Annotated in this window: 15 protein-coding genes; 6 read left to right on the top strand and 9 right to left on the bottom strand. The window is 71.8% G+C overall.

The genetic code is table 11. The features are described from left to right. Nucleotides 1-19: 19 nt before the first annotated feature. The 3 genes from otsB to M8J74_RS08530 are packed head-to-tail and all read right to left on the bottom strand — an operon-like array spanning nt 20 to nt 2,467. Nucleotides 20-877: a trehalose-phosphatase gene (gene otsB / locus M8J74_RS08540; RefSeq protein WP_249835805.1), complete on the bottom strand. Its 858-nt coding sequence runs from the start codon at nt 875-877 to the stop codon at nt 20-22. 60 nt (nt 878-937) lie between these two features. Further along, nucleotides 938-1,171, bottom strand: a complete 234-nt coding sequence (locus M8J74_RS08535; protein WP_058924627.1) for a DUF3263 domain-containing protein — start codon at nt 1,169-1,171, stop codon at nt 938-940. A gap of 30 nt (nt 1,172-1,201) precedes the next feature. Then, the gene (locus M8J74_RS08530; RefSeq protein ID WP_443744576.1) at nt 1,202-2,467 is read right to left on the bottom strand and encodes an ABC transporter substrate-binding protein; all 1,266 of its coding nucleotides are present in this window, start codon (nt 2,465-2,467) and stop codon (nt 1,202-1,204) included. A gap of 109 nt (nt 2,468-2,576) precedes the next feature. On the opposite strand from M8J74_RS08530, the gene M8J74_RS08525 reads away from it, so the two are divergent. The 3 genes from M8J74_RS08525 to M8J74_RS08515 all read left to right on the top strand — a co-directional run bounded on the left by M8J74_RS08525 (nt 2,577) and on the right by M8J74_RS08515 (nt 5,700). Next, a complete protein-coding gene (locus tag M8J74_RS08525; RefSeq protein ID WP_249835804.1) occupies nt 2,577-3,518 on the top strand; it encodes an ROK family protein in 942 nt (313 codons plus the stop codon). Next, a complete protein-coding gene (nagA, locus tag M8J74_RS08520; protein WP_249835803.1) occupies nt 3,518-4,663 on the top strand; it encodes an N-acetylglucosamine-6-phosphate deacetylase in 1,146 nt (381 codons plus the stop codon). The genes M8J74_RS08525 and nagA overlap by 1 nt, the downstream gene beginning before the upstream one ends. Nucleotides 4,664-4,770: 107 nt before the next feature. Continuing rightward, nucleotides 4,771-5,700, top strand: a complete 930-nt coding sequence (locus M8J74_RS08515) for a 1-phosphofructokinase family hexose kinase (RefSeq protein ID WP_249835838.1) — start codon at nt 4,771-4,773, stop codon at nt 5,698-5,700. On the opposite strand, the gene M8J74_RS08510 is transcribed toward M8J74_RS08515, so the two are convergent. Then, nucleotides 5,697-6,644 carry a carbohydrate-binding protein gene (locus M8J74_RS08510; protein WP_249835802.1) on the bottom strand — a complete coding sequence of 316 codons (948 nt, stop codon included), beginning with the start codon at nt 6,642-6,644 and terminating at the stop codon, nt 5,697-5,699. The two genes, M8J74_RS08515 and M8J74_RS08510, sit on opposite strands and share 4 nt — an antisense overlap. 129 nt (nt 6,645-6,773) lie before the next feature. Continuing rightward, the gene (gene cdgB, locus M8J74_RS08505; protein ID WP_249835801.1) at nt 6,774-8,429 is read right to left on the bottom strand and encodes a diguanylate cyclase CdgB; all 1,656 of its coding nucleotides are present in this window, start codon (nt 8,427-8,429) and stop codon (nt 6,774-6,776) included. Nucleotides 8,430-8,767: 338 nt separating this feature from the next. Here cdgB and M8J74_RS08500 point away from each other — a divergent pair, with 338 nt between their 5' ends. Together M8J74_RS08500 and M8J74_RS08495 are read left to right on the top strand one after the other, a co-directional pair. After that, nucleotides 8,768-9,352 carry a flavin reductase family protein gene (locus M8J74_RS08500; protein ID WP_249835800.1) on the top strand — a complete coding sequence of 195 codons (585 nt, stop codon included), beginning with the start codon at nt 8,768-8,770 and terminating at the stop codon, nt 9,350-9,352. A gap of 70 nt (nt 9,353-9,422) precedes the next feature. After that, nucleotides 9,423-9,899 carry a GNAT family N-acetyltransferase gene (locus tag M8J74_RS08495; protein ID WP_249835799.1) on the top strand — a complete coding sequence of 159 codons (477 nt, stop codon included), beginning with the start codon at nt 9,423-9,425 and terminating at the stop codon, nt 9,897-9,899. Here the strand turns inward: M8J74_RS08495 and M8J74_RS08490 are convergent. Beyond that, a complete protein-coding gene (locus tag M8J74_RS08490) occupies nt 9,896-10,771 on the bottom strand; it encodes a sigma-70 family RNA polymerase sigma factor (protein WP_249835798.1) in 876 nt (291 codons plus the stop codon). The genes M8J74_RS08495 and M8J74_RS08490 overlap by 4 nt on opposite strands. Before the next feature lie 53 nt (nt 10,772-10,824). Then, the gene (arfB, locus tag M8J74_RS08485; protein ID WP_058928331.1) at nt 10,825-11,262 is read right to left on the bottom strand and encodes an alternative ribosome rescue aminoacyl-tRNA hydrolase ArfB; all 438 of its coding nucleotides are present in this window, start codon (nt 11,260-11,262) and stop codon (nt 10,825-10,827) included. A gap of 168 nt (nt 11,263-11,430) precedes the next feature. On the opposite strand from arfB, the gene M8J74_RS08480 reads away from it, so the two are divergent. Beyond that, nucleotides 11,431-12,006, top strand: coding sequence for a TerD family protein (locus tag M8J74_RS08480; RefSeq protein WP_249835797.1), 576 nt, complete (start codon nt 11,431-11,433; stop codon nt 12,004-12,006). Nucleotides 12,007-12,058: 52 nt separating this feature from the next. On the opposite strand, the gene M8J74_RS08475 is transcribed toward M8J74_RS08480, so the two are convergent. Then, nucleotides 12,059-12,262, bottom strand: coding sequence for a DUF397 domain-containing protein (locus M8J74_RS08475; protein ID WP_249835796.1), 204 nt, complete (start codon nt 12,260-12,262; stop codon nt 12,059-12,061). Then, complete coding sequence (locus tag M8J74_RS08470) at nt 12,259-13,134, bottom strand: helix-turn-helix domain-containing protein (protein WP_249835837.1); 876 nt, start codon at nt 13,132-13,134, stop codon at nt 12,259-12,261. Before M8J74_RS08470 ends, M8J74_RS08475 begins: the two co-directional genes overlap by 4 nt. Between the last annotated feature and the right edge of the window lie 121 nt (nt 13,135-13,255).

The following is a 13,255-nucleotide window of genomic DNA, read 5'->3' as shown; positions in this document are numbered from 1 at the left end:
GCGGGCCGCGCGGCGGGGGTCAGGTCAGGTGGGAGGTCAGGGCTGAGAGGAGGGCGACCACGCCGGTTGGGCCGGCGACCACCAGGTCCGCCTGTCGGCTGAGTTCTGTCACCTCGTCGCTGCCGCTGCACACCAGCAGTCCCGGTGTGCCGTCGGCGCGGAGCCGGTCCACCGCCGCGTAGGCCGGCAGGTCGCCCAGGTCGTCGCCCGCGTACAGGACCGCCGAGGCGCCGGTCTCGCGGACGTACCGGGTGAGCGCGACGCCCTTGTCCATGCCCGGCGGGCGCAGCTCCAGGACGAGGCGGCCGGGCTCGACGATCAGGCCGTGCCGGGCGGCGAGGGCGGTCAGCGGCTCGCGCAGGGCCTCGAAGGCGGCTTGCGGGTCCGCGGCGCGGCGGGTGTGCACGGCGACCGCGAAGCCGCCCTTCTCCTCGATCCACGCCCCCTGCCCGGCGGCGCCGGAGCGCTCCAGCAGGCCCGGCAGTTCGGCGCGGACGGCGGCGACGCCGGGGTGCGGGGCGGGCGCGCCGACCTCACCGCTGACGGCGTCCCAGCGCTCGGCGCCGTAGTGGCCGAGGACGACCAGGTGCTCCAGGCCCGGGACGCCCGCGAAGCCGCCGTGGCGGACGGCGACCTCGGCCGGCCGGCCGGTGACCACCGCGACGGAGGCGACCTTCGGGGCGAGCGCGGCCAGCGCGGGAACGGCGTCCGGGTGGGCGCGGGCCTGTTCGGGGTCGGGGACGATCGGCGCGAGGGTGCCGTCGAAGTCGAAGGCCAGCACCGCCTTCCCGGGATCGGCGAGAATCGCGGCGAGCCCCTCGCGACCGGCCCGCGTGGCGGGCGTCGGCAGGGGGTCCGTGTCCGTGTGGGTGCCCATACGGGGACCCTAACCGGGATGGGACCAGGCATGCGCGGCTCGCGCAACGCGCCGGAACCGTCAGCGCTCCGACCGGCGCCGCTCCCGCACCCGTCTGAGCCTGTTCACCGTCACCGGGTCGTGGGCGAGGGCCCGCTCGTCGTCCAGGAGGGCGTTCAGGAGCTGGTAGTAGCGGACGGGGGCCAGGCCCAGCTCCTCGCGTATGGCGCGCTCCTTGGCGCCGGGGCCGGGAAAACCCCGGCGCTCCAGGGCGAGGACGGCCCGCTCACGCTCCCCCAGCTGCTCCGGTTCCATACCGCGAACCGTAGCCCCCGCCACCGACAGTCAGTCCGCGCTCTCCGCCGTCGACGCCGTCGCCTGCAGCTGGGAGAGGGTGGCGGCGGGGCTGGCGTTCGCCCCGACCGCCTGGCCTATGCGCTTCTTCACCGCCGCGCTGACCGCCGCCCACGACGTCTTGCCGACCGGGTACAGCTCGGACTGCGGAAGCTCGTCCAGGAACGGCTTGAGGTCGGCGTCCCGCTTGTCCGAACTCATCACCTCGGACGCCGAGTTGGTGACCGGCAGCAGGTCGTACTCACGCGAGAAGGAGAGGACGTTCTTCTCGTCGTAGACGAAGTCGAGGAAGTCGCCGACCTGCTGCGCGTGGCCGTTCTTCTTGAAGGCCATCATCCAGTCGGCCACGCCCATCGAGGTGCTGCTCTGGCCGTGCGTGCCGGGCATCGGCACCATGCCGAACTTCACGCCCTTCTTCGCGGCGATCTTCATCAGCGAGGGGTGGCCGTTGAGCATGCCCACCTCGCCCTTGGCGAAGGCGGAGAACGCGGTGGCGCGGTTGAGCCGGCCCGGCGGGACCGGCCCGGTCAGGCCCTTGCCGACCAGGTCGTCCTTGAGCCAGTCGAAGGTGGCGACGTTCTGTGCCGAATCGATTCCGTAGGTCCCGACGGTGTCGGTGTAGCCGCCGCCCCCGCTGAGCATCCACTGCATCGTCTCGGCCTGCGCCTCCTCCGGACCGAGCGGCAGCGCGTACGGGTACGTCACGCCGCGCGCCTTGAGGGCCGCGGCGTCGGCGGCGAGCTGCTTCCACGTCTTCGGCGGGGTGAGGCCGGCGGCCTGGAAGAGGGTCTTGTTGTAGAAGAGCAGCCGCGTGGAGGCCGCGAACGGCATCCCGTACTGCACGCCCTTGACCTGTCCCGCCGTGGCCAGCTGGGAGGCGAAGTCGGCCTGGGTGCTGATGGAGAGCAGGTCGTCGGCCGTGTAGAGCTCGTCCTTGGCGGCGTAGTCGGCGTACGCGCCGATCTGCGCCATGTCGGGGGCCTTCCCGGCGTCCACCATCTCCTTGACCTTGCGGTCGACGTCGTTCCAGGAGTAGACGGTGACGTCGACCTTCACGCCGGAGTGCTTGCTCTCGTACTCCTTCACCAGCTCGTCCCAGTACTTCTGGGAGCTGTTGGCGGCGGAGTCGCCGTAGTCCGCCGCGACCAGTCTCAGGGTGACGTCTCCCGAACCGCCGGTGACACCGCAGCCCCCGAGGGTCGCCGTCATCCCCAGCGCGGCGACCGCCGCGACCGTTCCCGCCTTGCGCCGCTGCACTGCTACGCCACGCTCCAACTGTCTCGCCGTTCAATATGTGGACTCACTAAGGTCTACACCACGCAAGTGGACTAGACCTCTCAAGGGTAGTGGGGTCACACTGTCCTCCGTGAGACACGTCATCGCCCTCGATGTGGGCGGCACCGGGATGAAGGCCGCGCTCGTCGGCGCGGGCGGCGAGCTGCTGCACCGGGCCCGCCGCGCGACCGGACGCGAGCGCGGACCGGACGCCGTCGTCGAGGGCATCCTCGACTTCGCCGCCGAGCTGCGCGCGTACGGCGTCGAGCACCTCGGCGAGCCCGCCTCGGCCGCCGGTGTCGCCGTCCCCGGCATCGTCGACGAGACGCGGGGCCTGGCCGCCTACGCCGCCAACCTCGGCTGGCGCGACGTCCCCCTGCGCGACCTGCTGTCCCGGCGGCTCGACGCCCCCGTCCGTCTCGGCCACGACGTGCGCACCGGCGGACTCGCCGAGGGCCGGATCGGCGCGGGCCGCGGCGCCGACCGGTTCCTGTTCGTCGCCCTGGGCACCGGCATCGCGGGCGCCATCGGCCTGGCGGGCCGGGTGGAGTCGGGCGCGCACGGCTTCGCGGGAGAGATCGGCCACATCGTCGTACGGCCCGGGGGGACCCCCTGTCCGTGCGGGCAGTCCGGCTGCCTGGAGCGGTACGCCTCCGCGGCCGCCGTCAGCGACGCGTGGGCGAAGGCGTGCGGCGACCCGGACGCGGACGCCGCCGACTGCGCGCGGGCCGTCGCGTCCGGCGATCCGAACGCCGTCCGGGTCTGGCAGGGCGCGATCGACGCCCTCGCCGACGGCCTGCTGACCGCCCTCACCCTGCTGGACCCGCGCACCCTGATCGTCGGTGGCGGCCTGGCCGAGGCGGGGGAAACCTTGTTCACACCGCTGCGGGAGGCCGTCGAACGCCGGGTGACCTTCCAGAAACTCCCGTCGATCGTCCCCGCGGCACTGGGGGACACGGCGGGCTGTCTCGGTGCCGGGCTGCTGGCCTGGGACCTGCTGACCACAACCGACCGTACGGAGGTAACCACCTGATGGGTTCTCGCAAGGTTCTCGCCGGTGCCCGGGTGGTGCTCCCCACCGGGATCGTGCACGACGGTCGCGTCGTCGTCGACGGCACGCGGATCGCCGGCGCGGCCCCCGAAGACGCCGATGTCGTCGACGTGAGCGGCCACTGGCTGGTGCCCGGCTTCGTCGACATCCACAACCACGGCGGCGGCGGGGCCTCCTTCACCTCCGGCACGGTCGAGGACGTCCTCCACGGCATCCACACCCACCGCCTCCACGGCACCACCACGCTCGTCGCCTCGACCGTCACCGGCGACATGGACTTCCTCGCCCAGCGCGCCGGGCTGCTCAGCGAACTCGCCGAGCAGGGCGACATCGCCGGCATCCACTTCGAAGGGCCCTTCATCTCGCCCTGCCGCAAGGGCGCGCACTCCGAGGAGCTGCTGCGCGACCCCGACCCCGCCGAGGTCCGCAAGCTGATCGACGCGGCGCGCGGCCGGGCCCGGATGGTCACCCTCGCCACCGAACTGCCGGGCGGCATCGACTCCGTACGTCTCCTCGCCGAGCACGGCGTGATTGCGGCGATCGGGCACACGGACGCGACGTACGAGCAGACGGTGCAGGCCATCGACGCCGGCGCCACGGTCGCCACCCACCTCTTCAACGCCATGCCGCCCCTCGGCCACCGGGCCCCCGGCCCGATCGCCGCCCTCCTGGAGGACGAGCGGATCACGGTCGAGCTGATCGACGACGGCACGCATCTGCACCCCGCGGCACTGCAGTTGGCGTTCCACCGCGCGGGCGCGGGCCGGGTGACCTTCATCACGGACGCCATGGACGCGGCCGGGTTCGGCGACGGCCGGTACATGCTCGGCCCGCTGGAGGTGGAGGTCAGCGAGGGCGTCGCCCGCCTGGTGGAGGGCGGTTCCATCGCCGGCTCCACCCTGACCCTGGACCGCGCGTTCAAGCGGGCGGTGACGGTCGACAGGCTCCCCGTCGAGGACGTCGTCGCCGCGATCTCCGCCAACCCGGCCCGGCTGCTCGGCATGGACGACCGGATCGGCTCCCTGGAGCCCGGCAAGGACGCCGATCTGGTGCTGCTGGACCGGCAGTTCGACCTCAAGGGCGTGATGCGCCGGGGTGAATGGGTGGTCGATCCACAACTGGGGTGATGTGTCCGGGGTGTTGAGCGCGGCGGTCGTCCTGCGAAAATATGACGGCCGCCGTCCGTCCGGTCGGCCCGCGCATCGGCAACTGTCTTCGGGGGAGGTCGGCCCAGGTGATCCTGACGGTCACGCTGAACACCGCTCTCGACATCACCTATCGGGTACGGGGCCTGCGCCCGCACGCCTCCCACCGGGTCTCCGAGGTCACGGAACGCCCGGGCGGCAAGGGCCTGAACGTGGCCCGCGTGCTGGCGGCCCTCGGCCACGAGGTGACCGTCACCGGCTTCACCGGCGGCTCCACCGGCCGCAGCGTCCAGGAGCAACTCACCCGCGCGCACGGCGTGGTGGACGCGCTCGTCCCGGTCGGCGGCCCGACCCGGCGCACGATCGCCGTCGTCGACGAACGCACCGGCGACACGACGCAGCTGAACGAACCCGGCCCCACGATCACGCCCGCCGAGTGGGCGGCCTTCCAGGAGGTCTACGAGGACCTGCTGCCGTCGATGTCGGCGGTGGCCCTGTGCGGCAGCCTGCCGCCGGGGGTGCCGGTGGGCGCGTACGCGGGCCTGGTCCGCGCGGCGAAGGCGGCCGGCGTCCCCGTCCTGCTCGACACCAGCGGGGAGCCGCTGCGCCGCGGGGTCGCCGCGCGCCCCGACCTGATCAAGCCCAACGCCGACGAACTGGCCGAACTGACCGGCTCCCACGAGCCACTGCGCGCCACGCAGGACGCCCGCAGGCGCGGCGCCAGGGCGGTCGTCACGTCCCTCGGCCGCGACGGCCTCCTCGCCGTCACCCCGGAGGGCCGCTGGCGCGCCACCCCACCCACCCACGTCCACGGCAACCCCACGGGCGCCGGCGACTCAGCGGTGGCCGGCCTGGTCTCGGGCCTGATCGAGGCCCTCCCCTGGCCGGACCGCCTCACCCGAGCGGTAGCCCTCTCCGCGGCAACGGTCCAGTCCCGAACAGCGGGGGAATTCGACCGCGCGACCTACGAGGAGCTGACGGGGCGGGTCACGGTGACCGGCGAGGCCAGTGCGGCCTAGCTGGTGACCCGGCCCGCCTTCAGGTACAGCTGGTCCAGCAGGACGTTGCACTTGTCGCCGGCCTGGCAGGACAGCGTGATCGTGTTGGTGCCCTTCTGAAGGGACGGCCAGGAGTAGGTCTTGGTCCAGCCCTTCGCGAAGTCGCCGTCCTTGGCATGCGCGAAGTTGCCCAGGTTCAACTTGCTGCCGAAGTTCTTGCCGTTGACGCTGAGCGTCATCGACTGGTCCTGGCCGGGCACGCTGAAGTGCGCGAAGAGGGTGTAGAGGCCCGCCTTGGGAATGCCGTCGACCGTCCAGGTCACCGACGCGCCCACGTTGTTGAGGTTGCCCACGTACGTGCCGTCCGAGGACTGGGCGCCGTCGACGCCCGATGTCACAGCGGCGCCACCTCCCAGCTGGAGGTCCTTCGCGTCGGTCTTCGGGAGGTCCGTCGACGTCGCGCCCGTCGGGGACTGGCTGGGCTTGGTGTTCTGGGACGTCGTCGGGGTCGGGGAGGCGTCGCCGCCCGCCTTGTCGTCCGAGTTGCCGTTCATCATCGCCACGCCGATGCCGATGACGACCGCGGCGACCACGGCGATCGCGCCGATCAGCAGACCCTTGGTGTTGGGTCCGCGACGGCCGCCCCCGCCGCCGTGCGCCGACTGCTGCGGCGCCGTCGGGGCACCGCCGCCGGGGAACGTCTCCGGCGCCGCGTAGTGGGCGTTCGGCTGGCTGTACGCGCCCTGCTGCTGCGGCACCTGCCCGTAGGCGGCCGTCTGCTGCTGCCCCTGGGCCGGCTGGCCGTACTGGCGCTGGCCGACCGCGCGCACCCGGTTGACGGCGTTCGGGTAGCCGTACCCGCCACCGGAGGGCGGCTGGGCGCCGTTGGCCTGCCCATCGGCGTAGAGGTAGCCGAACGGGTCGTCGTCCTCGGGCGTGCTGGCGCCGTTGTTGCCGGACGTCATCCCTGGGTACTCCTCAGCGGTGCGGGTCGAGCGAGATTCGGGGGTCAGCTTGCGAGCCTACCCGCTCCCCGTGCCCCAAACGGGTGACTCGGATCGCACCGTTCCGCCTCCCCGGCCCTGACCTGCGGTTCACCCGGCCCGTCGATGCTGTTTGGGACGAGATCGTTTCTCTACGTACATCCGCTCGTCGGCAGACTTCAACACTTCGTCCGCAGTCATTCCACAGTGCGCCCACCCGATGCCGAAGCTGGCGCCGACCCGCATGGCCCGCCCGTCGACGCGGATGGGCTGGATGATCTCGTTGCGCAGGCGTACGGCCAGGTCCTGGGCGTCGGCGCGGCCGAGGCCGTCGGCGAGGACGACGAACTCGTCACCGCCGAGCCGGGCCACCGTGTCGCCGTCGCGCACGCCCCGGGTCAGCCGCCGGGCGACCTCGATGAGCACCGCGTCACCGGCGTTGTGCCCGAACCGGTCGTTGATCGACTTGAAGCCGTCGAGGTCGCAGAAGAGGACCGCGAGCCCCTTGGTGCCGTCGTCGCGCTCGCCCTCGGGGGCGACGGTGTGCACGTGGTGGTCGAAGGCGTCGAAGGCCTCGGTGCCGCCCGGCCGGAGGTCGAAGCCGTGGCCGTTGACGTCGTAGGCGGGGTGTCCGAAGGCCGCGTCCAGGGACTCCAGGGCGCCGGGGTGGGTGGCGCGCCGGCACAGCCGCGAGGACAGGCGCGAGCGCAGCTCGGCGGAGTTCGGCAGGCCGGTGAGGGAGTCGTGGGAGGCGCGGTGGGCGAGCTGCTGCTCGCGGCGCTTGCGCTCCTCTATGTCCTCGACGTGGGTGAGCAGGAAGCGCGGTCCGTCGGCGGCGTCCGCGACGACGCTGTTGCGCAGCGAGACCCACACGTACGTGCCGTCCCGGCGTCCGAGGCGCAGCTCCGCGCGTCCGCCCTCGGCGGAGGTCCGCAGCAGCGTGCCGATGTCCTCGGGGTGGACGAGGTCGGAGAAGGAGTAGCGCCGCATCGCGGAGGCGGGCCGGCCGAGCAGCCGGCACAGGGCGTCGTTGGTCCGCAGTATTCGGCCGTGCTGGTCGCCGCCCATCTCGGCGATGGCCATGCCGGAGGGGGCGTACTCGAAGGCCTGGCGGAAGCTCTCCTCGCTGGCCCTGAGTGCCTGCTGCTCCCTTTCGAGCCTGACCAGTGCCCGCTGCATGTTGGAGCGAAGACGCGCGTTGCTGATCGCGATGGCGGCCTGGAACGCGTACATCTGGAGCGCTTCGCGTCCCCACGCGCCCGGCCGGCGGCCGTTGCGGGGCCGGTCCACGGACAGCACGCCGATCAGTTCGCCGCAGGAGCCGCCGGGCGCGGCAGGCGTGTACATCGGGGCGAAGAGCCGGTCGGAGGGGTGCCACTCGTCCTCGAAGCGGGGCGCGGGCCCGTCGGTGTACCACTGCGGTACGTCGTCGTCGTCGAGGACCCAGCCCTCGGTGTGCGAGATGAAGACCAGGTCGCCCCAGTGCTCGCCCATGCTCAGCCGGCGCTCCCAGGACTCGCGGGAGCCGACCCGGCCGGTGATCAGCGCCTCGGCGGCGGGATTGCCGGCGAAGGCGGCGACGACGAGGTCGCCGTCGGGGCGGACGAGGTTGACGCACGCCAGTTCGTAGCCGAGGCCGGTGACGACGCCGTCGGCGACGGTCTGCAGCGTGTCCGCAAGACTGCGTGCGGTGTTCATGTCGGCCATGACCTGGTGCAGTTGCCGCAGGGTCGCAAGGCGGACGTAAGGCTCCGACTCGGTCTCCATTGCTCGCCCTCCCCCCGAGACCTCGCAGCGAATCAAGGGTTCTCATCGGCGTATCGTTCTGGCAGCTTCTCAGCCACTGAATCACAGCGCGCTGCCCACTCGGTACACAGGGTCAACAATTCATGGCCCTTGTGACTCAAGTCACAGCGAAAGATGAACAATTGAGTGGTGTTTCTGCGTTTTACCTGTGCGTTTACTGAACGCATTCTTTGTGCGGATGTGGAGATGACGCAGAAGCGTACGTGATGGACGCGCCCGCCGTCCGCCGAAGGACCTAGGTCCGTTCTCGGACCCGGGCCCGATGCGGCCCGCGAGGGCCGGAGATTAGCGTTCCCGGTGTGCTGAAGACTCCCCCCGCCGCATCCCTGATCACTGCCGGGCCCGCCTCCGGGCATGCTGAGGGGGTGAGCAACGACGAGTTCCGTGCCGCCATGTCCCGGCTGGCCGCCGGTGTGGTCCTGGTGACCGCGCAGGAGCCGCCCCTGGACCCCGACGACCCGTCGGCGCCGGCCGGCGAGGACGTCGGCATGACGGCCACGGCGTTCCTGTCGGTCTCCCTCGACCCGCCGCTGGTCCTGGTCAGCCTGCGCAACGGCGCCCGCATGGACGACCTCCTGGACGAGCAGCCCCTGTGGGCGGTCTCGGTGCTGTCCGAGAGCCAGCGCCACATCGCCGGCCGCTTCGCGATGAAGGGCCGCATCAGCGACCGCCTCCTCTTCGAGGACATCCCGTACATACGGGGGAAGGCCACGAACGCGCCCCTGGTGGGCGGCGCGCTGGCCACCCTGGAGTGCCGCACCGAACAGCGGGTGATCGCCGGTGACCACACCCTGGTGATCGGCCGCGTCCTGACGGCGGACGTACCGAGCGCGACCGGCGGCCCGCTGGCGTACTTCCGGGGGCGGTACCGCCAGTTGGGGTGAGGACCCGCACCGGGCGGGGCCGCCCGTAATTGCGTGGCACGCGCGCGTGGGCGCTTCCTAGGGTCGGCGCATGACGACACCCGAACCACCCGGTCCCCGCCTGGTGGAGATCACCCCCGGCAATCTCGCGGCCGCCCTCGCCATCCGCATCCGCCCGGACCAGGAGCACGCGGTCGAGCCGGTCGCGGACTCGCTGGCGGAGGCGTACGTGCATCCCCCGGGCGTCGCCTGGCCCCGCCTGATCGTCGACGGCGACCGCCCGGTCGGCTTCCTGATGGCCTTCCTCGACATCGACTGGAAGGAGGACGGCACCCTGTTCCGCTCCGGGCTGTGGCGGCTGAACATCGCCGCCGGGGAGCAGGGCCGCGGCTACGGCCGTTTCGCCGTCGAGTCCGTGGCCGCGGAGATCCGCCGCCGCGGCGGCAAGCAGTGCTACGTCACCTGGCATCCCGGCCCCGACGGCCCCGAGGGCTTCTACCTAGGCCTCGGCTTCCGTACGACGGGAGAGAGGAGCGGCGACCAGACGGTCGGCGTCCTGGACCTCTAGACGAGGATCACCTCGCGTTCGGCGACGCGCGCCGGGGTGGTCGCGATGTCGATGGCGGCGATCTTGTCCCCGACGAACGTGAAGGCCAGCGTCCGGTCCAGCCGGCCGTCGACGTACACGGCCAGTCCCGTGGCGCCGTCGACCAGCGCGGGCCGCGCCACGGCGGCCAGGTGCCGGAAGCCGGACGCGCCCCTGGCCACGGCGGCCGCTCCCGTGTTCACGCCCGCGTCGCTGTGGGCGACGACGTCCGGGTCCAGCAACGCGACCAGGGCCTCGAAGTCGCCGTCGCGCGCGGCGGCGAGGAAGGCGTCCACGACGGCCCGCCGCCGCCCCGGATCACCACCCGGCACCCGGTCGGCACCCCGCACCCGCCGCCGTGCCCGGCTCGCCAGCTGCCTGGCCGCCACCGGGCTGCGTCCCACGATCTCCCCGACCTCCTCGTACGGCACCGCGAACAGGTCGTGCAGCACGAACGCCAGCCGCTCGGCGGGCGTCAGCGTGTCCAGGACGACGAGCAGCGCCACGCCCACCGAGTCGGCGAGCACCGCGTGCTGCTCGGGATCGGCCCCGCCGGAGACGTCCGCCACGGGCGTGTGCCCCGCGGGCGGCTCCAGCGGCTCCTCCGCGCGCGACCTGCGCGAGCGCAGCATGTCGAGGCACACCCGTCCGACGACGGTCGTCAGCCATCCCCCGAGGTTCGCCACGTCGTCCGTGTCGGAACGGCTCAGCCGGAACCACGCCTCCTGCACCGCGTCGTCCGCCTCGGCGGCGGAGCCGAGCATGCGGTAGGCGACGGCACTCAGATGCGGGCGGTGCGCCTCGAACCGCCGGGCGAGGACTTCGCTGTCCGAGGGAATCCGGTACTCGCTCATGGTCCTATGACGAACGGGACGGCGGCGATGTGACAGAGACGGTCCCGGCCGTCCTACGACCAGTCGCGGCCCGTACGCCCCCGCTTCGTGTCGGAGCGCTGCTTCTTCTCCCGCAGCCGGCGCTCGTTGATCCCCCGCGGGATGCGGGTGGCGCGGCGCGGCTTGGGCGGCGGCGCGGTCGCCTCGGCGAGCAGCGCGGCCAGGCGTACGGCCGCCGCCTCGCGGTTGCGCCACTGCGAGCGGTGCTCGGAGGCGCGGACGGCGATCACGCCGTCGACGAGCCGCCCGGCGAGCCGCTCCAGCGCCCGCGCCTTCCACACCTCCGGCAGCGCCTCGGTCCGGGCCAGGTCGAAGCGCAGCTCCACCTGGGAGTCACTGGTGTTGACGTGCTGGCCGCCAGGCCCCGAGGAGCGCGAGAAACGCCACATGAGCTCGGCCTCGGGGAGCGAGACGGAGCCGCGGATGAGATAGGGACCGGACATGTCCCCCATCGTCGCGCGGCTGACCCGCACACGTCACGCGATTAACGTCGGCGGCCGTTCACCCGAAGTTCGGTAAAGAAAGTAAAGACACCTGGAACCTTCGGTACCCCTCTTGGCGTTCATACCGGTAGCTGTAGGTTCACTGCCGTACATAAACGAGGGAAAGGACTCCCAACCATGGCTGTAAGCCTGTCCAAGGGTGGCAACGTCTCGCTCACCAAGGAGGCTCCGGGCCTGACCGCCGTCACCGTGGGCCTCGGCTGGGACGTCCGCACCACCACCGGCACGGACTTCGACCTCGACGCCTCGGCCATCGCGGTCAACACGCAGGGCAAGGTCTACTCCGACGCCCACTTCGTGTTCTTCAACAACAAGCAGACCCCGGACAACACCATCGTCCACACCGGCGACAACCGCACGGGCGAGGGCGAGGGCGACGACGAGGCGATCAACGTCAACCTGGCGGGCCTCCCGGCCGACATCGACAAGATCGTCTTCCCGGTCTCGATCTACGACGCGGAGAACCGCTCGCAGAACTTCGGCCAGGTCCGCAACGCCTACATCCGCATCATCAACCAGGCCGGCGGCGCCGAGATCGCCCGCTACGACCTCTCCGAGGACGCGGCCACGGAGACGGCGATGGTCTTCGGCGAGCTGTACCGCAACGGCGCGGAGTGGAAGTTCCGCGCCGTGGGCCAGGGCTACGCGTCCGGCCTGGTCGGCATCGCGCAGGACTTCGGCGTCAACGTCTGAGTGACGCTGCGCTGAGCGGGGCCCCTGGGTGCGGTACGCCGCAGCCGGGGGCTCACGTCCGTGAGACGAACACCGCCCAGGTCGCCGGGGCGAAGGCCAGGCGGGGGCCGAGGGTGTCGTGCTTGGAGTCGCGGACGTGGATCGCTTCGGGGGTGTTGGCGACCTCGACGCAGGAGTCGCCTTCGCTGCTGCTGCTGTAGCTGCTCTTGAACCACGCCAGCTCGGAGATCTCTCGGGCAGGGGCGTTGCGGGTCATGTTTCCCCCAGCAGTTGCTCGATGAAGGCCGTCGACTCACGTGGGGTGAGCGCCTGCGCCCGGATGATGCCATAACGCAGCTCAAGGATACGGAGCTGCTTGGGCTCCGTGACCGGCCGCCCGTTGGCCACCGCGGGCGAGCGCCCCACAGCAGATCCGTCCTCGAACTTCAGCACCTCGATGCCACCCGCAATCCCGGCATGCTCCTCGCGATCCATCGGCATCACCTGAAGCTCGACGTTCCGCAACCGCGCGATCTCCAACAGGTGTTGAAGCTGGCGGTGCAGCCCTGCCCGGCCGCCGAGCGGACGCCGTAGCGTCCACTCCTCCAGGATGAAGCCGAGCTCGGGCGCCGGGTCCCTCTCGAACACGGCCTTGCGCGCCACGCGAGCGGCGATGAAGCGCTCCACCTCGTCCTCGGTGTAGGCGGGGCGCCGCATCAACAGCAGCCCACGCGCGTACTCCGGTGTCTGCAACAACCCGTGGATGTTGAGCGGGTCGTAGAGCTGGCACTCGACCGCCTGAGCCTCCAACTTCGCCAGCTCCCGCACCTTCTTGGGGTACCGGACCTTGCTGACGTCCTCCTTCATGGCCGAGATGAGTCCACCCGCCCCCAGCACCTCGTCCGCCCTGTCCAGATACTCCTGCCGGGGAATCCTCTTCCCGCCCTCGATCTTGTAGACGAGGTCCTCGCCGTACCCGACGGCCCTGCCGAAGTCCGCGGCGCGCATCCCCACCGCCTCTCGCCGCAGCTTGAGCTGCCGCCCGACCGTGGCGATGACCGCGACGCCCCACTCGTCGTCCGGATCGACCTCCCAGCCCGGCTCGTCCGCCTCGGTCCTGAGCCGTCCCGCCTCCGCGTCCACCGACATCCCGCGTGCCCCTCCGTCGTACTGGCCCTCCCGCGCCCCTGCCCGTACGGCCCGTACCGACAGTCCGGACAGCACCGGACAAGCTCCGGACAGTGACCGTACGCAACGACGCAGTCACTCC

It is taken from the genome of Streptomyces panaciradicis (genome assembly GCF_023516615.1).
Classification (GTDB): Bacteria; Actinomycetota; Actinomycetes; order Streptomycetales; family Streptomycetaceae; genus Streptomyces; species Streptomyces panaciradicis.
This window is presented reverse-complemented; position numbering and strand designations above follow the sequence as displayed.

Coding starts and splice junctions, on each gene's coding strand:
- M8J74_RS08490 (WP_249835798.1), bottom strand. CDS start 10,771: ATGAGCGAGTACCGGATTCCCTCGGACAGCGAAGTCCTCGCCCGGCGG.
- nagA (WP_249835803.1), top strand. CDS start 3,518: ATGGGTTCTCGCAAGGTTCTCGCCGGTGCCCGGGTGGTGCTCCCCACC.
- M8J74_RS08535 (WP_058924627.1), bottom strand. CDS start 1,171: ATGGAACCGGAGCAGCTGGGGGAGCGTGAGCGGGCCGTCCTCGCCCTG.
- M8J74_RS08470 (WP_249835837.1), bottom strand. CDS start 13,134: ATGTCGGTGGACGCGGAGGCGGGACGGCTCAGGACCGAGGCGGACGAG.
- arfB (WP_058928331.1), bottom strand. CDS start 11,262: ATGGGGGACATGTCCGGTCCCTATCTCATCCGCGGCTCCGTCTCGCTC.
- otsB (WP_249835805.1), bottom strand. CDS start 877: ATGGGCACCCACACGGACACGGACCCCCTGCCGACGCCCGCCACGCGG.
- M8J74_RS08495 (WP_249835799.1), top strand. CDS start 9,423: ATGACGACACCCGAACCACCCGGTCCCCGCCTGGTGGAGATCACCCCC.
- M8J74_RS08475 (WP_249835796.1), bottom strand. CDS start 12,262: ATGACCCGCAACGCCCCTGCCCGAGAGATCTCCGAGCTGGCGTGGTTC.
- cdgB (WP_249835801.1), bottom strand. CDS start 8,429: ATGGAGACCGAGTCGGAGCCTTACGTCCGCCTTGCGACCCTGCGGCAA.
- M8J74_RS08480 (WP_249835797.1), top strand. CDS start 11,431: ATGGCTGTAAGCCTGTCCAAGGGTGGCAACGTCTCGCTCACCAAGGAG.
- M8J74_RS08510 (WP_249835802.1), bottom strand. CDS start 6,644: ATGACGTCCGGCAACAACGGCGCCAGCACGCCCGAGGACGACGACCCG.